We start from the raw sequence: 20,269 nt of genomic DNA on the forward strand, positions 1-20,269 counted from the left end.
GTCGACAAGCATCAGGTAGCTGCAAGAACAAGACCGAGTGCGATCAGGACGGAAATCTTTTCGCACATTAATCCAGGTCAGGAGACCAACTGTGATTCAACAAGAATCGCGCCTGAAGGTCGCCGACAACTCCGGTGCACGAGAAATTCTCGTCATCCGGGCCCTCGGCGGATCCGTGCGACGCTTCGCAGGCATTGGTGACATCGTTGTCGCTACTGTCAAAGAAGCAGTCCCAGGCGGAAACGTGAAAGAAGGTGACGTCGTTCGCGCCGTCATCGTTCGCGCAAAGAAGGAAACCCGTCGTGCGGACGGTTCCTACATTGCTTTCGACGAAAACGCTGCTGTCATTCTTCGTTCCAACGATAATGACCCACGCGGTACCCGTATCTTCGGGCCTGTCGCTCGTGAGCTGCGTGAGAAGAAGTTCATGAAGATTGTTTCTCTCGCACCGGAGGTGATCTAGGTGAAGGTACATAAGGGCGATATGGTCCAGGTCATTTCGGGCCCAGATAAGGGCGCGCAAGGCAAGGTCATTGAGGCATACCCAAAGACCAACAAGGTTTTGGTTGAGGGCGTCAACCGCATCAAGAAGCACGTTGCGAACTCTGCGCCGGAGCGCGGCGCCGAGTCTGGCGGAATCGTTACCCAGGAAGCACCAATCCACGTCTCGAACGTCGCGGTGCTGGATTCTGACGGTAACCCAACTCGCGTTGGCTACCGCTTTGACGAGAACGGCAAGAAAGTCCGCATTGCTCGTCGCAACGGGAAGGATATTTAAGGCATGAGCGACAACTACACTCCACGTCTGAAAACCCGTTACCGCGACGAAATCAAGAACAAGCTGAATGACGAATTCTCTTACGAGAACGTCATGGAGATCCCCGGTGTTGTCAAAGTTGTTGTCAACATGGGTGTTGGCGACGCTGCTCGCGACTCCAAGCTGATCAACGGTGCGGTTGAGGACCTTACTCTGATCACCGGTCAGAAGCCACAGCTGCGTCGCGCTAAGAAGTCCATCGCGAACTTCAAGCTGCGCGAAGGTATGCCAATTGGCGTGCGCGTCACCATGCGTGGCGACCGCATGTGGGAGTTCTTGGACCGTTTGTTGACTATCGCGCTGCCACGTATTCGTGACTTCCGCGGCTTGTCCGATCAGCAGTTCGATGGCCACGGAAACTACACCTTCGGTCTGTCTGAGCAGACTATGTTCTACGAGATCGACATCGACAAGGTTGATCGTCCACGTGGTATGGATATCACCGTTGTTACCAGCGCTACCAACGACGATGAAGGTCGCGCACTACTTCGTGAGCTGGGATTCCCATTCAAGTAGTAGGCTACTGCGTTATTGTCCTGTGTACGGGGCAAATAGCGGGTCATCAATGATCAAATCCTTCTGTGCTTGTCGCGCAGAAGGATTTTTTGTTAAGCCCTGCGTCAGTTCAGAGGGGCGTTGCAACACTTTCCCTTAAGAAGGTGTTGTTGTGCCTGGAGTTGTTGGCCCGTACCACTCATTGTCTGAATCGGATCGTCGTGGCCTGGTCGCCATGGTTGACAGTGGGCATAGCGTTCGTCCGGCTGCTGGTGAGCTTGGCTGTCATTACGTGCATGCTCTGAATTTTTGCCATGCCCATGGATTGCCAGTTGTGTATAAAGCCAAACGAGCTGATCGTAGCGGTAACCAAGCTTGTCAACTTGTAGAGCTAATCCAATACGGACTTTCGGTACACCAAGCCGCCTGTAGGTGCGGGATGCATCTAACCGCTGCCTATGCCATTGCTATAGAAGCTGGGTGCCATATCCGTCTAACCCGGTATGTCCGGAAAGCCCGCCAGACACAGTTGAGGGTGGAATACCTACGTCTTCGCCTGGCGAGTCTGCCTGTTGGTGATGCCGGTGTTCCAGTAGAAATTCATCGTCGAGCGTGTTTAGCTTTCGAAAAAGGACTCATCAAATCCAATAGGCCACGAGAAGAGTTCATACCCGTCGGTGAGGACGCCACCACGTATAAAAGACTCATGAAAGCGCTGCGTCAACGCCATGATGTCGTCGAATCTGGACGTCTTCGTTCTCCTGCCTTGCCTAGCGGGGTGGATCCGTATAAACGCATCAGTAATCGCTATATCTGCTTTGAAGAACGCGTTCTTATCGCCGATCTTCTTCGTGAGCATGTGCCGTTGCGTGTGATCGGACGCTGTTTAGGGCGAAGTGCCTCGTCAATTCAGCGTGAAGTACGCAGAAACCACAGTGCTGAAGACCCGTATCGTGCAGAAACAGTCCAGTTAAAAGCTTGTGCGCGTAGGCTGTGGCCGAAAATACCGAAACTGTTGGCTGACAAAAAGTTATGGGACTATGTATGCGCACAATTGCGGGCACAATGGTCACCTGAGGAGATTTCCAATCGCCTGCCTATCGGAGGGTGTCAGGAATTTTGTGTGTGAGGCTTTGATCTGAAGGAGTTTCACCGATAATGACTACTGTGTCACCGAAGAAAGGCCATGACCCGACAAGGGGCAACCAAATCAGCGAGAAGCTGATGGAAAAACCTTAAGCTGGCTAGCTTGATCGGCGAGCTGTCGAGTTCTGCTGATGATGCAAGTGACCTGGTAAAAGGTTTGTTGCAGGCATCGATCAACACTAGTCTGCAGCCGGAGATGGATACGCATTTGGGATACGGCCATGCCGAGGGGGCGTGTCGGCACGTTTGCTCCAACGATGGTGCCCAAAGGCTCCCATCGGCTCACAGAACTCGACGACATGATTATCTCTTTTTACGCCGGGGGATGACCGTGCGCGATATTTGCCACCATCTTTCCACCACCCTTGGTGTGGATATGAGCCCGGATACGATCAGCACGATTACCGATGAGGTCATGGTGTGGCAAAACCGCCAATTAGACGAGTTCTCCCCCGTGATCTTCCTCGACGCGCTCCGCGTGAAAATCCGCGATGGCCACCGTGTGGTCAATAAGGCCTGCCGGAAGCTGTGGAGGCAACCTGGCTGAATTCCATGGTGCAGACTGTATTGTGCACCTGATTCGAGTTGTTAAACGGTGGGTGTTGTATCAAGACCGCAAACCGTCTCTGGCATGCTACGCGATATCTACACAGCTGCAAATGAGGACACGGCCCGTGCCAGGCTGGATGCTTTTAAGGCCAGTGAACTGGGTCGTAAATACCCGCAATCGGTGAAAGTCTGGTGTGATGCTTGGGACCGGTTGGTACTGTTTCTGCAGTTCCCGCCGGCGGCACGGCGGGTGCTCTACACCACGAACTCGATCGAATCGCTCAATGCTTAGGCTGCGTAAAGTCACTCGTAACAGGGGGGCAATTCCCAACGATACTGACGCATCCCCAAGAATAGTGCGGAACGGAGATTGGATCATGCACATCCTCGGAAAGAACATCCCCCAGATGTGGATACTTTGGGATGGCGCGCGCGAGGCGTTCCGTGAAGATAGCGTGAGCAACAACCGCCACGGGCTGGCGGGCGCCCACCCATGATGCAGCACCTTCCGCGATGCCGAATTCGTGGGATTGAGCTTCCTCCCACGTATCGATATCCGAGGCGGGAACCACCTTCACTGCCACGCGTTGTACGGCAAAATCATGCGCTCCGATTCGTGCGTGAAGGATCACGATGAGAACGAGACCGCCGGTGTCGGCGACCGCGATCGCATCGAGGAGACCCGTCCGCTGTCCAAGGACAAGCGCTTTCGTCTCGTTGAGATCATCGAGAGGCGCGCTAGTTTTCTCTAGGATTTCCGGTACTTGCCGGTGTGTGGATTTTAGTTGGCCCTGGTGAGGCGGAAATCCGCAGTATAGACCGGCTAGGCAATCGCCTATAGCGGGTCTTAGTGTTATCCATACCCTTCCCATTCGGCTATTGTTAGGTTAAGCTAAGATTATTCAAGCTTGCTGTACTTGTGTCATTACTTCGCTCAAGTCGGTACGAAACCAGATTTTCCGCATTACGAGATAAGGAGCGCGTGTTGTCTAGCAACCCGTTTGATGACGAACAGGGCAGCTTTTTTGCCCTGATCAACGACAAGGGAGAGTACTCGTTATGGCCCAGTTTCGCCGCTGTGCCTGAGGGCTGGACGGTGGCACTCGGAGATCTCTCCCGTGGTGTAGACGGTGGGGTATCGAGGGACGAGGCGATGGAGTTCATCGATCGCGAGTGGACGACTTTGCAACCGGTAGGAAAGCCTCACGAATAAGTGAGTGTTGTACTTCCTAGCGCCACTCCTCGTCGGTCGATTGCCGAAATAGGTCGGTTGCTTCGTTGCACCGCTATGCCTGCAGTAAGTGCGATGCTGTTCACTTTCGCTGGCGCTTTGCTCTCTCTGGTTCCCATCTATTTGTTGGCCAGCGTCATCGATGCGGTAGCAGCCGGTGACGGGAAGTCTGGCGTGCTGAAGGTGATCGTGTGGGCTATCGCGGCATGCGTTGGTACTGCGGTAGTCGCTGGCCTTGCGGAGGCACTGACAGGCGTGACTATTGCCCGGCTGGTGGCCAAGTTGCGCGAGCGTGCCGTCGCTGCAGTGCTGAATCTTCCGCCCACGACGGTAGAATCCCTGGGACGGGGAGAAGTGTTGGGACGAGTTGGTGCGGATGTTGCCGCGCTAGTGAGCAGTGCACGCAAATCAGTTCCATCAACCCTGAGTGCGCTGGTGATGGTCGTGGTGGCCAGCGCAGGAATCGGCGGGTTGGATTGGCGCCTCGCATTAGCGGGGCTGTGCGGGATTCCGTTCTATGCCCTGGGGTTGCGGTGGTATCTCCCTCGTTCTGCCCCTTTGTATCGACGCCAGCGCGAACTGGAAGCCGGTGTTATCGGATCCTTGCAAGGTTCTATGGAAGGGATTCGCTCGGTGCGTTCGCATCGACTGGTGGAAAGCCGTCAAAGTCTTACGAGGCGCTACGCGCAAGCATCGCGAGACGAATCGATCGCTGCATTTCGTGTGTTTTCTGGGCTGGTGGCGCGGGAAAACTTCGCGGAGTTCGTGGGGCTATCGGCTTTGTCGATCGTCGGCTGGTTGCTTTTCCGCGAGGATTTGGTGTCGGTGGGCGAGATCTCTGCTGCGTTGATTCTGTTCCATCGTCAATTCGTGCCAATCGGCACGATTCTGTTCACCTTTGATGAACTGCAGCGTAGCGGAGCAGCCCTGGGTCGTATCGTGGGACTTATTCATTCCGTGGGTGCGCATACTCCACAGCCGATTGAAAGCCACTCCACGCTTCGGGAATTCCCATCTGTGGAGGTAGATGGACTGAATTATCAGTACGAGAACGGGCCGAAGATCTTGCATGACCTCTCGTTCCAGATTCCTGCGGGGCGCTCGGTATGCGTGGTTGGTGGATCGGGAGCAGGTAAGTCTACAGTGGCGGGAATTGTCTCTGGAACCCTCGAGATTACAGAGCCGGGTGTGATCACCATTGATGGTCGCGATGTGGTGGAGATGAGCGCACGAGAAAGAAGCTCGCTATTTTGCGTTGCCTCCCAGGAGAACTACGTCTTTGCGATGAGTCTGCGCGATAACCTCCTGCTGGCGGCCGAAAGTGCCAGCGATGCAGAAATATGGGATGCGCTGCGCCGAATTGGTGCTGAAGATTGGTGCACGTCCCTGTCCCATGGTAGTAAGCACGGCCTGGACACGATGTTGGGCGAAGGAGGCCTGCATGTAGATGCGGTGGCGGCCCAACGTCTGGCGCTGGCCAGGGTGGCATTATCGCGGGCTGGCGTCGTCATTCTTGACGAATCAACGGCTGAAGACGACGGTTACTTCGAGGAAACGCAGCAACCCAATGAGGCCTTTTCGATGTCCTTGGAAAATGCTGCGCGTGCGGCGATCCGCGGACGGACGGCGATGGTGATTGCCCACCGGCTCAGCCAGGCGACTACCGCGGATAGCGTGGTGGTGATGGAGCGCGGGCGCGTGGTGGAAACGGGCTCGCACAAGGAGCTTGCAGCTAGTGGTGGAACGTACGCCGACATGTGGACTGCGTGGAATGAATAGGGGTGGCAGGCGGGTGTCAAACAACAAGGTGGTGAGCCTGCGAGGGCTGGTCAGAAAAAATTCTCGTGCTATGGCTCTGAGCGGCTTGTTGCTGAGCATCTACCATGTGGCAGAAGCCATGATTGCGGTGTTGATGGGGTGGTTGGCGCACAGTCTTATCGCAAGCGACAACGTGTGGCATCTGGTGGGCGGAATCACTGCCTTAGGCGCCACTCTGGCCACGGTGTCTTTGAGCTGGCAGACCGGATTCCGGATCCTGCAGGCTACATCTGCTCGGAACGTATGTGAACTGCGGGCAGGTATCACCTCGCAGGTGGTAAGTCATGGTGGGCAGCCCGATGATGTGGACAGTCTGCCTCGCCAAGAATTGCCCACGGTGGTGGGCGAAGATGTGGTGCAGGCGGTAGACATCATCGAAGTGGTTCCAGTGGGGATCAGTGCGCTGGTGGGCGCCATTTTCTGCACGATCGTTTTGGCGCTGATTGATCTGCCGTTGGGTGTGGTGGTGCTGGTGCTCAGCTCGGTGGTGCTGATGGTTCTGCATAAGCTGTCGAAGATCATTGAACGGCGCGCGGAGCGGCAACAAATTTTGCTCGCGCGAGTGACCGCGCGCATGACGGACATTTTGCAAGGATTGCCAGTGATCGCTGGAGTGGCTGGTGCACATCCTGCCTACCGAGGATATGCACGGAAATCGGAACTGGCGTGCGCAGACGCTCGAAAGCTTGCGTGGGTCAGTGGAGGTTATGAAGCCTTAGCGATGGGCAGCAATGTGCTGTTGCTGAGCTCGGTGGGCCTGTATGCGGGCTATCGGGCTATTTCTGGCGATGTGACTTTGGGGGAGTTGGTCACCGTGGTGGCATTGTCGCAATTTATCGCGGAGCCGATGCGACAGTGCAGCAGAATGCCGCGCTTTATTGGGCTGGCGAGGGCTTCCGTTCGGAGGTTGCAGCGCGTGGCGGAAGCCCAGCAGCTCCGTGAGGGGCTGAGCGTGCCACCTGCTCAGGTCGGCACACCTGCTATTTCCACGTGCGGTGGAAACGGCGATGTTGCGGAGTTAGACCAGGCTTCAGTGAAGTTCGTCGAAGAGCGTCTGACGGTGGTGCACTGTTCAGCCACATGGGCGGATGCTCTGGTGGACGCGTTAGTCGCGGGGGAGTCTATGAAAGTCGGCACCCCAACTGATCCGCAGACGCAGCATCTTTGGATCCGTGGGCGAGACATCCGCGAGATCTCGGTAGGCGACGTGCGTTCCGCTGTACTGGCCGAACCCAGGCGGCCTGCCTTGTTTGGCGACACCGTGGGGCAGGCTGTACGGCGGAGCTCCGGAGAAGGCGGGATGGTAGATGCTGCGGAAATCCTCAGCGCATTGGGGCTCGATGAACTTGCGCCGGGAGGTGCTCATGCTGCCGGGGTATTGGATTACGAGCTGACCGAAGGCGCCCGCAATCTCTCCGGTGGCCAGCGGCAAAGGCTTGGCCTAGCGCGAGCGCTCTTGGTTGATCCGGAGATGTTGGTGATGGTTGATCCGGTCTCGTCAGTGGATTCAATTTCCGGCATGAAAGTGGCTCGTGCGGTGCGAGACATTCGCCGCGGGCGTACCACGGTGGTCCTGTGTGCGGGAAGAGCCTTCCAATCAGTGGCTGAGGAAGTAGTTGATGTGAAGCTCTTAGCGGGGAGTTTGCGGACGAGGGGTGATTAATTCTCGGCAGGGGGTTGCCAGGCAGTTAGATTTAGGTTAGTCTAACCTATGCATTGCCTGCCTTAAGAAGTTGGTTGGCGTATCCTACAGAGAGGCCACAGTGACTATCATTGATCGACAAGCTCACACAACCGCCGAGCGCAGCACCCAAGAAAATTCCGTCCGCGACCTAGTGGGAATCGGAATCGGCCCCGGAAACCTCGGGCTCGCAGTAGCTATCGAAGAGCAAGCCCCATATCTCGATGCCCTCTTTGTGGAAGCCCGCCCGGAATTCAACTGGCACCCAGGTATGCTCCTCGATGGGTCCAACATGCAGATCAGCTTCCTTAAAGACCTGGTCACAGTCCGCAATCCGCAAAGCCGCTTCAGCTTCATTAACTATTTGCATCACAGCGGCCGCTTGGTTGATTTCATTAACCGCCAAACCTTCACTCCGGAACGCGTGGAATTCGCTGACTACCTCCGATGGATCGCGGATCATATCACCGTGGACACGCAGTACAACACCACCGTGACTTCCATCGAGATGCTTCCAGAACAGGCCGCAGACGGAGCTCGTTTTGTAGTGCACATCCGCAGGAAGTTAGGAAACGGTGAATCCGAAGGACAGCATGCTCAGCGGGCGGAGTCCATTCGTTGCCGCAATGTGGTGGTTGCCTGTGGCCTGGAAGCCAAGATGCCCGCGTGGGCAGAGGACAGCTCCTTGGATACCTCGCGCATCTTCCACAACATCGATTTGCTCCCACGTACCAAGAAATTGCTGAACAGTGGATGGGATATTCGCCGTGCACTAGTGATTGGCGCGGGCCAGTCCGCAGCCGAGGCTATCCGGTTCTTCCACGATTGCCCGCATATCGATACCATCACGGGCAGCCTGAACAGCTATGGCTTTATCCTCGCCGATGACAGCCCCTTCGCTAATCGGGTTTTCGACCCGGATGCCGTTGATGACTTTTTCTACGCGCCTGATACGATCCGCAATGAGTTGTTGATCCGCCATCGGTACACCAATTACGCTTGTGTGGAATCTGAGCTTCTCAATGAGCTGCACGATCGTCAGTATCGGGAAAGCGTCACTGGGCGCAAGCGGCTCGATATTCGCCGGACCACGGAAGTGCTCAGTGCGCGTAATTGTTCCGACGGCAGCGTTGACGTGGACATTCGCCACCGCGTAACCGGAGATGTGGTGACCGAAAACTTTGACGTGGTGGTGTGCGCCACGGGCTTTAGTTCTCGTGGTCTTACGGGGATTCACACCGATAATCACGGAGGTGACGATTTCACCGTCACCAGAGATTATGGCGCCGTGCTTAACGGGCAGCGAGTGTCTGGATTGTTCGTGCAGGGAGCTACCGAGGCTACGCATGGACTAGGTTCCACCTTGCTCTCCAACATCGCGACGCGCTCCGGGGAACTGGTGGCGGCCATTACGGGGCAGCAGCGCACACATCGTGTACACGCGGATGAAAATCTCTGCTCGGAGGATCATCAGGATTCTTCGCATCTGATCGCGGGCTGATTTTCCTGAATTGTGCTCCGTTCGACATTGACTGACACCTAACTCGACGTTGGCTGACATCTAGCTCGGTGTTCGCAATCCGCGTCTGATTTCCTATTTTCCTAATCACCGAAAGGCTCTTAGTGCCCACTCGATCGTCTGCTCACACCCCGAATTCCTCTGGCGATACTCTCGCTTCTCCAGATGGTGGCTCCGCCATCTGCAATGGCCACAGTGAACTAGATCGGATCGCCCAACAGCGCATTTGGAATGACACGGATCAGGACCGCGATCGCCCTGACCTGATCAGCTTGCTCCTGCAACATACGCAGGAGGCCCCGGATGCGCCTGCAGTGGTGGATGACCAGCACACACTGACTTATGCGCAACTCGTCGCTCACGCCACATCCGTGGCGCATAGTTTGCAGAAACAGGGTATTGACGCTGGGCAGAGTGTAGGAATCTCGTTGCCACGCAGCGCGGAGATGGTGGTAGGTATCGTTGCCACGTTGCTCGCCGGTGGCAGTTTTGTTCCGTTGGATCCTTCGTGGCCGCAGGCGCGCCGGGAATCCGTCATCCACGATGCCAGCCTGAGCTTTGTGCTCACGCAAGACAATTGCGTGCTTACTGATGACGCACTATTCGACCTCGATGTCACTCGCGAGCTGTTCACCCCGCCAGCCATGGAAAGCGTTGCGTACGTGATTTTTACATCGGGCAGTACCGGCCGCCCAAAGGGCGCGATGATCCGCCACGGCGCGATCGTGGAGCGCTTGCTCTGGCAGCGCGATCAGATCCTGTTCTTCGGCCGTGATGATGCTTCTCTGTTCAAGGCTCCGCTGGCCTTCGACATCTCCATCAACGAAATCTTCCTGCCGCTGGTCTGTGGGGGCCGCGTGGTTGTGGCTGCGCCAGGTGTAGAGCAAGATCCCCAACGTTTGGCCCACCTTATCCATCGAGAGGGCGTGACGTTTGCGTATTTAGTTTCGAGTGTTCTCGACGTCATGCTCAAGCAGGCCGAAGGTACGAATCTGTTAGACAGCTTGCGGCATGTCTGGTGTGGCGGAGAGATGCTCACCCAGGCGCTGTTCCGTCGTTTTCGCCAGCAGCTGGCTATTCCGCTGTACCACGGCTACGGGCCAGCGGAAGCCACCATTGGTGTCTCCCACGTCATCTACCGTGACGATGAGGATCGCCTCAACACGAGCATCGGTGTGGCGAACCCGAATTGTCAGCTGTACGTCCTCGATGAGCAGCTAAGAGTGGTTCCACACCAAGAAATTGGCGAACTCTATGTGGCCGGTTTTCTTCTGGCTAAGGGGTATATCAATGCCCCAGGGCTCACGGCCAGCCGCTTTGTCGCTAACGTGTTTGCGTCGGACGGAACCCGGATGTACCGCACAGGAGACCTGGTGCGCAGGCACAACGACGGCACACTGGAATTCGTGGGGCGAGCCGATAATCAAGTCAAAATCCGTGGCATGCGCTTGGAGTTGGAGGACGTGGAGTCCGCGCTGGTGGGACACCCAGATGTGGAGGTGGCGAGCGTGATTGCCCGGGAGGGGAGACTGCTAGGCTACGTGACTGTGACTGCGGGCCTCGATGGTGCTGCCATCCGTGGTTGGTGTGCCGAAAAACTACCTGAATACATGGTGCCCGCGATTATCACAGTCATGGACGAGTTGCCGCGGACAGCCAACGGGAAGGTCGACCGGAAGGCGTTGCCAGAACCGGATTGGAACTCGCTCACAGACGCTCCGGCCGATGCTGAACGTGATGGGAAAACCGTCGCCCTGATCGCGGAGGCGATGGCTGAAGCATTGGAGGTCAGCGCGCTGGGGGCGGAGACGGACTTCTTCGATATCGGCGGCGATAGCCTGCGGGCCATCACTCTGGTTTCGGCGCTGGGAAGGCGCGGGGTGGAGGTCAGTGTGGGCGATATTTTTTCTGCGCGCACTCCACAGCAATTGGCTCATTGCGCCGAAGAGCGCGAAGCCTTTGTGCACGATCCGGATGATGAGCCAACAGGTGAAGTGCACTCGTTGCCGATTCTGCGCTGGTTTGATGCCATCACCCAACACGTGGACGGGTTCATTCAGTCCGTGGAGTTTTCCGTGCCAGAAGACGTGGACGAGCAACTGGCTGGGCGAATGCTTGGAGAGCTACTGCAAGTCCATCCCGCGCTGCGGGCGCGCGTGCATCAGAATCCGTTGCACTTGGAGATCCCGGAGAAACCTGCCGAGGGTGGGGTGCCTATCCGACCCACGACGGACATCGATGCGCTTTCCTCGTTGCTGGATCCGCCACACGGAGTGGTGGTAGCTACCGGACTAGAGCCTGGCAGACTGCGCCTGGTGGTGCATCACCTGGTGGTTGACGGCGTGTCCTGGAATATTATCGGCGAAGACCTCGCTGCAGCGTATCGCGGGGAACAGCTCGCGCCGGAGCGGACGTCCTTGCGCCGATGGGCGCAGCTGTTGCAGCTTGCCGTTGATACAGGCGAGTTTGTGGAGGACTCCAATAGTTCCCTGCCCCCATTGCCGAGTGCGGATGAACCTCTGCGGGACCCGCAGGTGCCAGCACTTGCAGATATTCCCGAGAATGCGCCCACAGTTCGTGAAGAACGCAGCCTGGTACATGAGGCATCGGTGCAGATCACGGGCGAATTACTGGGGGCGGTACCCCGGGCCTTCCGCACGGGAGCGAATTCCGTATTGCTCACGGCCCTGAGCGTGGCATTAGCGCGTTGGCGCCTGGAAAAACAAACATGGACCCTAGTGGAGATGGAGGGGCACGGCCGCGAAACGCGGTTCGTTCCCGGGGCACAGGGCAGGGAAGCAGACCTCTCACGTACGGTTGGCTGGTTCACTTGCCTGTACCCCATGCTGATCGACCCCACCCGGGCGGTACTGCAAGAAGATTCCGCGGCGGCCGGGGGTAACATTGCGCCGTTGGCGCTGGCTCTCAACGCGGTGAAAGACCAACTCGCTGCCATCCCCGGCAACGGTGTGCCCTACCAGGCCCACACTTGGCTGCACCAGTCTTCGAAGATCCCTCCACAGGCACAGGTGCTATTCAACTACTTGGGGCGTGTTTCCGCAGGTGCACACGATTTCGCTCCCGCTGGCTCTACCGGACAACTCGGCGAGCAACGTGACCCGGACCAGCCGTTGGTCCGCGAGCTGGAGTTCAATGCGATAGCCGAAGACACCGGCGAGGGGTACGTCTTGCGGACTACGATCTCCTGGGCGCGAGGCAGGATCTCCACCGAACGGATCGACGAACTAGTCGCGCACTGGGATAAGGCATTGCGCGAGGTGGCAACGCTTGCCGATCACGGCGTGTTGTCCCTGGGCGACGTTGCCCCCGCTCCCGTGAACACCGCGGACCTGGCGCGAATCACCGCGCAGGGATCCGCAGAGTTGCAGGACGTGCTGCCTCTGACCTCGTTGCAGCATGGCATGTACTTCCATTCGCTGTTCGAGGAATCGGCAAGCTCGTATGTGGAGCAGCAGGTCTTGCGTGTGGAGTGCAACGAGCCATTTGACCGGGAGCGATTTGCTCGTGCTGCGCGTCTTTTGATCCGACGCCACCCCGCACTAAGCGCGCGTCCTTGGGAAACCGACGGCGGCGATGTGGTTGCCGTGATTGATCCGGGGATTGCCGAGCATCTGCAGGTGAACTTCCAGGAAGCGACGGTGCCTGCTGAGTTGGCTGAACCTGAGTTGGCCCGTGCTGGATTGGAGGGGTGGCTCATGCAGCATGCGGAGGAGATTGCCGCTGACGACCTCTCACAGGGGATCTGCTTGCGGCCCCTCGGTGATGCCTTGCCCGAGCCGCTCATGCGATGGACCGTTGTGACCCCGACTAGCGCCGATGGTGAGGTGCATGGCCAGTACATCGCGGTGATCCAGACGGTGCATCACCTGATCGCTGACGGGTGGTCTGTGCCCATCATGTTGCGGGATCTCTTGGAGATCTACCGGGATGATGATGCCCAGATCCCGCGCTATGACCCGCAAGCCGGAATAGCCGGCAGCGTGCGATGGGTGGCGCGCAGAGACAAGGAAGCCGATCTGTCCGTGTGGCGTGAGGAAATGCGCGAGGTGCGCCCCACGGTGCTGTGCCCGAATCCTACGAGTTCGCTCGAGCGCAGGGAATTGCTGGTAGACGATCCGCGGACTATTGATGTGCCCGAGCGCGCTAGGGCAGCAGGTGTGGGCTTGCCGGATGTGGTGCACGCGGCGTGGGGGATGGTCCTTCGCGCCTTGGCGGGTTGCGAACCGGGGGCTGACGTGGTTTTTGCTACCTCAGTCTCTGGCCGTGACATTCCCGTTCCTGGTGTGACAGAGGCTGTGGGCATGCAGCTGAACACCATCCCGGTGATCGCTCCGGGGCAATCTGATCCCACCTTGCCCGTGACCAGTATGTTGCGCGCCATGGTCCATCACAACAATCAGGTCCGCGATGTGCAGCATGTCAGTTTGGCCGATATTGCCCGCGACCTGGGAACCAATGCCAGCGAACTGCTGGATACTCTGATGGTGGTGGAGGTGCCGCTGTCTCCACAAGACTTGGGATGCCCCGGCTCCCCACTGCAGGTCGTCGACGTGCGCAACAATGGCGCGCCGCACTTTCCCTTGTCCATCGTGGTTAACCCTTCCGCCGAGTACCCACTGCGCCTGATCTACGATCCGCTACGAATCACCGAGGTACGTGCCCAGCGCATCGCCCAGATGCTCGCGGCGAGTGTGGATTGTTTGCTGTCTGAATCCGGTGCCGTGGCGACCGTGGGTGAAGTTGCAGAGGCTTTGGGTGCGGTGCCTGGTGTGGAGTCCGGAGCGACGACTAGTGTGGGGTTCGCGGCGGACACGCTTCCTTCTTTGTGGCGACGCAGCTTCGAGCACTTCAGCGACCGGCCCGCCCTGACCAGTATCGGAGAAGACGGCGCTTCGGAGCATTGGACATATCAAGAACTAGATGATGCCGCGCGGCGTATACGCGCTCTACTGGACCAGAAGGTTTCCACCCACACACCAAGAGTAGCCCTGCTCATGGAGCGCGATGCTTGGCAGATCGCGGCCATCCTAGCTACCACGATGTCAGCCGGCACCTACGTTCCCGTGGATCCGCTGTCGCCGCAGGCGCGGGTGGAATTGATCCTGGAGGATTGCCAACCTGATGCCGTGCTGGTGTCTCCCAACGCGGAAAAGATGGTTTCCGAGCTGGTGAGTTGTCCTGTCCTCGTGTTAAGTGAGCAGACGATGAATGGGGAAGCGAAGCCAACTGCGGATCGGTCGGTAAGCGTGGCCCGTGACAATGACATCGCTTACGTGATCTACACCTCCGGCTCCACCGGGCGGCCGAAGGGAGTGGCCGTCACGCACGCCAACGTGACCGCGATGCTGCGCAATGCCCGCAACCACGTGGAGGTTTCGGAGGAGGACGTGTGGTCTATCAGCCACAGTTTTGCTTTCGACTTTGCGGTGTGGGAGATGTGGGCAGCATTGAGTTCCGGAGGGCGTGCCGTGGTAATGCCGTATGCCCTAATGCGCTCGCCTGAAGATGCCGCAGGTGTGCTGAGTGCCGAGGGAGTTTCGATGCTGAGTCAGACTCCCACCGCTTTTGCCGCGTTAGAGCCGCACCTTGGGCAGGACTCTGCGGTGCGCACGGTGATCTTCGGCGGCGAGGCTCTGGAGGCACGTGCGGCGGCGACCTACTGCAGTGCACATTCGAACATTCGGTTTATCAACATGTACGGCATCACGGAGACAACGGTGCACGTCACAGCACATGAATGCTCCGAGAACTCAGGGGAGGCTCGCAGTCCGATCGGCCGTCCGATGGACGGGGTGCGCACCTATGTCTTGGACGCGCGCTTGCAGCCAGTACAGGCTGGAGAGACTGGCATGATTTATGTCGCCGGGCCGCAGGTAACCGCCGGTTATTGGGGGCTTGCTTCTACCACGGCCTCCCGCTTTGTGGCTGATCCTTTCGTTGGTGGTGGCGCGCGGATGTACTGCAGCAATGACATGGCAAAGGTGCTTAACAACGGGCATCTGGATTACGTGGGCCGCGCCGATAGGCAAGTACAGCTGCGCGGTTATCGCGTGGAGCTGGGGGAGATAGAGGGTGCGCTGGAGAAGGTCAGTGGTGTGCGGGAGGCTGCCGTGGTGGTCGTTGATCTGCCTGAGGGGCAGGTGCCGGGTGCGTTGTTGATTGCAGATTCTGGTGCCGATGCCAAGGAGATTACCTCCCGGGCTGCCACAGCGGCCCGAAATGCACTACCTGCTTATATGATTCCGCAGCTATTCGCGGTGAGTACGCAGGTGCCGCAGACCATCAATGGCAAGCGGGATGAGGACGCGATCCTGGATCTTTTGGGAGAGGTTCCTACCGCTCGAAAGATTTCAGGCACTTCGGATCTGGTGGAGGTGATCTCGCGGGCAATCGCTGATGCGCTTTGCTTGGACCGCGCCGAGGTGGAGTCGGACTCGGACTTCTTCCGTTTAGGTGGGGATAGCATTCTTGCCATCCGTGTCACTCATGCGCTGTCGCGCGCTGATCTCAGTGTGACTCCGCGAGACTTCTTCTTGGGACGCACGCCGCGCAAGATCGCCGAGCGGGTTACGACACAGGCAAGCCAGAAGAATATACGGGAAACTGAGCAGAGCCAGGAAGAAGCCTTGCCCAAGAATGAGCACGCGGAGATCTCCGGAACTTTCCCCGTTCCAGCGATGCTACGTCGGCAGATGGAACGAGGAATGAGCGACCGCTTTGTGCAGGCACGCCGCTTGGATTTGGGGCCAGTCGTTGTGGAGGACCTGGAACGGGCCTTGCAGCAGGTTGTGCAGGCACATCCGATGCTTCGTGCAAGCGTGGACACCAGCTCCGCGTTCACACGCTTCGTTGGTGTTGAGGGGGATGGGCCTATGGTTGTGCGGACGCTCGGTGTGGATGAATTGATCGATCACATCGATATCGCCGCTGGCTGTAGCGTGGTGCTCGGGTGCGTGGATGGGTATGTTAAAGCCGTTGCCCATCACGCGGTGATCGATAGCGCTAGTTGGATGATTTTGGAAGACGATCTGCGCGATGCGCTCGCAGGGCGCAGGATTCTCCCTGAGCACGAGAGCTACAGGGATCTGTGCCTGCAAGAACTTTATGATGCCCACACAGCAGCAGCTCAGGATGTACAGCACTGGAGTGAACTGGCTGCACTGCCTAGGCCCGTCGAGGGCTCGAACCAGTGGAGTACGGATCACGTGAGCAAGCTCGAAGTGAGCATTGATGGACAGACCGCGCAGGTTCTGCAGAGCGTTGCGCCTGAAGTGATGGGTGTGGACGTCCAAGACCTGGTGACAGGACTGGTGACCGTCGCGGTGGCACGGGCAATGGGCACGGACGCGCGAAGCTGGGCCGTGGACGTAGAAGGCCACGGACGTCCGTCCGATCATTCCTATAGTCGAACCCTTGGGTGGTTCACTACCATCGCGCCGGTGGAGCTCCCGTTGGCTGATCCAGCGGATGCAGCGCGTGCCGCAGCGGAAATGCGCGCGCTCCACGAGGAAGGCGCAGCTCCGGACCGGCGCACCTATCAGGCACTGCGATACACACACCCGCAAGGCCAGCGAACTTTGAGCCACGGTGCACAGATCCTGGTCAACTACCTCGGACGGGGAGAGACCGGTACTGTCATTCACGCGCCGGGCGATGCCACCTGCCAGTGGACGAATTACCTGGTGGAGGCAGATGTTTGGTCTAGTGAGCGTGCTGTGAGCATGGACCTTTCCGTGGCGAATTCAGTGATTCCCGTCCAGCGTTTGCGCAGCGCCATCGGCGAGGTAGCTCGCGAATTGCAGGAGCATGTCAGCCGCGAGCAAACCTCAGGACGCAGCGCTCCGCTGAGTGTGCTCCAGCGTGGAATTTGGTTCCAGTCGCAGGTGGCAGCACCTGGAGCCTACGTCGCACAAACCGTGTTGACGTTTGACCGGAGACTGGATGCCGACGCCGTTGTGGAAGCCTTTCGGGACACAGTGACCATGCATCCAGCCATGGGGGCGGCGTTTCACACTGATGCTTCCGGCCAGCCTATGCAGATTTTGCCATGGAATGGACAAGACATCGATTTTCCCGTCGAGACCATCGATGGGGATCTCGAGGAGATCATGAGCGCTGATCGCAGCTCGGGCATCGATCTTGCATCCGTGCCTCTGGCGAAGGCAACCATCGTCTCTGGCCGAAGTGCCGAACAGCCTGGCGACACGCTGCTTCTCACCTACCACCTGGTTCTGGTCGATGGTTGGTCGCGCGCGGTAATGCTGCAAACTTTCCTCGAGAGGCTGTCGTTGAGGTCCGGACTTGCAAACAGGCAGGGTGCGGGAGAGTTGGCTCCGCGCGGTTGGTCTATTGCCGACGTCCTGCTCGAGTCCGTTGACACTCAAAAAGAACAGGCAGATAGCGACTATTGGGTACATCGTTTGGAGAAGTTGCCTCAACCTACGCTGGTTGCGCCGCAGGCCGCGGAGATCTCCTCAGAGCACCCTGGTAACGAGTTGCCTCTCCAAATGTTTGCTGAGGTCAGCGAGGAGCTGACCGGCGCACTGCAGGAAAAGATCCGGGCGCAGGCTGTGACATTGACCTCCGTGGCCAATTCAGCCGTGGCCGTGGCCTTGGGGGCTATCACAGGGGACTCAGATGTGGTGTTTGGCCAGTCCGTAAGTGGCCGCGATGTCTTGAGTGACCCTGGCATGGCTGATGTGGTGGGAGTGCTGCTCAACACCGTGCCAGTGCGAGTGACAGCTAGGCCTGGCCAGAGCATAGAAGAACTGGTGCAGGATGTTCATCGCCAGCGCATCGAAGACATGGATCACGATTCTGCGGATCTTGGTGCTATCCAGCAGCAGCTGGGTGTGGGCACGCTGTTTGATTCCATGGTTGTGGTGCAGAATTTCCTCGATCCGCAAGCAGCCGCGGAACTTCGGGAACGCCACGGTGTTGTGGAGGAGCGCGCGGAAGATTCCACACACTTCCCTTTGACCTGGGTATTCACCCCGGGGCCGAAGCTGGCCATCAAGCTGGAATTCCGCCACGATGTGATAGATGAGTCCTTAGCACATTCCGTGCTGAAGGCCGCGACCGAAGTCCTGACAGCGTTTGTGGATAAACCAGATATTCCGCTCGCTCAGTTGTTCCAGTTGGCGCCAGCCCACGCGGTGCATTCTGCCTGGCAGTGCTCGACCGCGCAGGTGGCTTCCTGGCAGAAGGCTGAAGGTATTGATCGCACCATCGCGGACGAGCTCTTGGACACTGCCCGACTCTTCCCGGATCGCATCGCGGTAGTGGATGACGCCCAACAGTGGACGTTCGGTGAGCTGATGGCTCGCTGTTCCGACATTGCGGAAAAGATCAAGAATTGCGGCGTGAACAGCGGTGATACTGTCGCAATTGCGGTGGAACGCTCCGCGCATTCGGTGGCGGCTCTGCTGGGAGCCCTGTGGGCGGGGGTGCGCTACGTGCCGCTTGATCTGACGCACCCCGATGGGCGGCTCCGGGTGGTCGTGGAGGACAGCCAGCCCGCAGCCGCGCTGGTGGATTCGGGTTCTCGGGAGCGCATGGAGCGGATCGGTGCGTTTCCTTGCGTTGACGTCACCACTGCCGATTCCTACGCAGCCACCCACACACCTGTGGCCATGCCTGGGGACGTTGCCTACCTGATGTATACCTCTGGATCGACAGGAAAACCCAAGGGCGTGGTGATTACGCATCGAGGGCTGCACAACATGTTGGACAATCACCGGCGCAAGATCTTCGCGCCAGCGGCTGCTGATGGACGAACATTGCGGATCGCGCACGCCGTCAGTTTTGCTTTCGATATGTCATGGGAAGAGCTGTTTTGGCTTGTCGAAGGCCATGAGGTGCGGATCCTTTCTGAGGATTTGCGACGCGATGCCGCGGCCATGGTCCAGGCCATTCGCGCGCATCAGGTGGATGTCATCAACGTCACCCCGACCGTTGCCGAGCAGCTGTTCGCGGAGGGGATGCTGGAATCCGACACGCATCGCCCGCGGCTGGTGCTTTTGGGCGGCGAGGCAGTCTCTCACAGGGTATGGGAGACATTACAAAATGCCGATGCCGTGCGCGGATACAACCTTTACGGACCTACCGAGTACACTATCAACGCTCTTGGTGCTGGCACGGATGAGAGCCCCACGCCCGTGATCGGAACGCCAGTGGACCGCACGGCGGCGTTCGTTTTGGACCCGTGGTTGCGTCCCGTTCTTGCAGGAACGCCGGGTGAACTCTACCTTGCGGGCAGCGGCTTGGCACAGGAGTATCACGGACTCGCGGCCCGCACCGCCAGCTCCATGGTTGCCTGCCCGTGGGGCGCCCCGGGTGAGCGGATGTATCGCACAGGAGACATTGTTCGCGTGCGTTCGGATGGTATGTTCGAGTACCTCGGACGCAGCGACGATCAGGTGAAAATCCATGGTCACCGCGTGGATCCCGGCGACGTTTCTGCCGTCGTGTCCCGTGGCCTTGATCCCCGAATCCTCCACTGCGTGACCATTCCTGTTCGAATATCCGACGCCACACTCCTGGCCTGTCACCTCGTGGCCCCACAACTGCTCGATGCGGATCAAGGGGAGCGGCAGAGTTTCCTGACTGGAGTGCGCAATGCATTGCGCGAGGAACTGCCCAGCTACATGATCCCGGACCGATGGTCGATCGTGGGTGAGTTGCCGATGACGTCGAATGGAAAGACCGATCTTGCCGCACTGGGTGAGGGAGAAAGGATCAGGGAGAAGGGGCGCGAACCGGCGAGCGAAGCCGAGGAGATCACGGCGGAGCTGTTTGCCGAATCGCTAGATATTGAGCCCAAGGACGTGCCGGCGGATGCTGATTACTTCGACATGGGCGGGCACTCCATGGCGGTTATCAAGCTCTGTGCGTTGCTGCGTGGAGAGCTTGGCGTGGAGGTCGGTGTGCGTGAATTCTATGGGCTGCGGACGGTCGAGCGCGTGGCGGAGTATGTGCAGGCGCGCTCGTAGA

Annotated in this window: 9 protein-coding genes and 2 pseudogenes; all 11 read left to right on the plus strand. The window is 58.4% G+C overall.

What is annotated here, in order from left to right; translation table 11 throughout:
- Window positions 1–91: 91 nt before the first annotated feature.
- The 11 genes and pseudogenes from rplN (at window position 92) to HMPREF1292_RS04770 (ending at window position 20,268) form a co-directional block, all read left to right on the plus strand.
- A complete protein-coding gene (gene rplN, locus HMPREF1292_RS04715) occupies window positions 92–463 on the plus strand; it encodes a 50S ribosomal protein L14 (RefSeq protein WP_023018952.1) in 372 nt (123 codons plus the stop codon).
- The gene (rplX, locus tag HMPREF1292_RS04720; protein ID WP_018121290.1) at window positions 464–778 is read left to right on the plus strand and encodes a 50S ribosomal protein L24; all 315 of its coding nucleotides are present in this window, start codon (window positions 464–466) and stop codon (window positions 776–778) included. It begins immediately after the preceding gene.
- A 3-nt stretch (window positions 779–781) separates the two neighbouring features.
- Window positions 782–1,333 carry a 50S ribosomal protein L5 gene (gene rplE, locus HMPREF1292_RS04725; RefSeq protein WP_018121289.1) on the plus strand — a complete coding sequence of 184 codons (552 nt, stop codon included), beginning with the start codon at window positions 782–784 and terminating at the stop codon, window positions 1,331–1,333.
- A 151-nt stretch (window positions 1,334–1,484) separates the two neighbouring features.
- On the plus strand, window positions 1,485–2,441 hold the full coding sequence (locus HMPREF1292_RS10780; RefSeq protein ID WP_023018953.1) for a helix-turn-helix domain-containing protein: 957 nt from the start codon (window positions 1,485–1,487) through the stop codon (window positions 2,439–2,441).
- A gap of 29 nt (window positions 2,442–2,470) precedes the next feature.
- Window positions 2,471–3,351, plus strand: a pseudogene (locus tag HMPREF1292_RS10785) (transposase); the annotation flags it as partial.
- Between the two features lie 237 nt (window positions 3,352–3,588).
- A pseudogene (locus HMPREF1292_RS10790) lies at window positions 3,589–3,759 on the plus strand (uS17 family ribosomal protein); the annotation flags it as partial.
- 233 nt (window positions 3,760–3,992) lie between these two features.
- Entirely contained in the window at window positions 3,993–4,220 is a 228-nt protein-coding gene (locus HMPREF1292_RS04750) for an MbtH family protein (RefSeq protein ID WP_023018957.1), read from the plus strand.
- A gap of 75 nt (window positions 4,221–4,295) precedes the next feature.
- Window positions 4,296–6,017, plus strand: a complete 1,722-nt coding sequence (locus HMPREF1292_RS04755) for an ABC transporter ATP-binding protein (protein ID WP_231892418.1) — start codon at window positions 4,296–4,298, stop codon at window positions 6,015–6,017.
- Window positions 6,018–6,087: 70 nt separating this feature from the next.
- The gene (locus tag HMPREF1292_RS04760) at window positions 6,088–7,719 is read left to right on the plus strand and encodes an ABC transporter ATP-binding protein (protein WP_231892419.1); all 1,632 of its coding nucleotides are present in this window, start codon (window positions 6,088–6,090) and stop codon (window positions 7,717–7,719) included.
- 100 nt (window positions 7,720–7,819) lie between these two features.
- Window positions 7,820–9,238, plus strand: a complete 1,419-nt coding sequence (locus HMPREF1292_RS04765; RefSeq protein WP_023018960.1) for a lysine N(6)-hydroxylase/L-ornithine N(5)-oxygenase family protein — start codon at window positions 7,820–7,822, stop codon at window positions 9,236–9,238.
- A 122-nt stretch (window positions 9,239–9,360) separates the two neighbouring features.
- Window positions 9,361–20,268, plus strand: coding sequence for a non-ribosomal peptide synthetase (locus HMPREF1292_RS04770; protein WP_023018961.1), 10,908 nt, complete (start codon window positions 9,361–9,363; stop codon window positions 20,266–20,268).
- The last annotated feature ends 1 nt before the right edge of the window (window position 20,269 follow it).

It is taken from the genome of Corynebacterium sp. KPL1995 (genome assembly GCF_000477935.1).
Lineage (GTDB): Bacteria > Actinomycetota > Actinomycetes > Mycobacteriales > Mycobacteriaceae > Corynebacterium > Corynebacterium pseudodiphtheriticum.

Excerpts from the sequence above, each read along its gene's own strand:
- HMPREF1292_RS04760 (WP_231892419.1), top strand. The coding sequence starts at position 6,088 with ATGGCTCTGAGCGGCTTGTTGCTGAGCATCTACCATGTGGCAGAAGCC.
- HMPREF1292_RS04755 (WP_231892418.1), top strand. The coding sequence starts at position 4,296 with ATGCCTGCAGTAAGTGCGATGCTGTTCACTTTCGCTGGCGCTTTGCTC.
- rplE (WP_018121289.1), top strand. The coding sequence starts at position 782 with ATGAGCGACAACTACACTCCACGTCTGAAAACCCGTTACCGCGACGAA.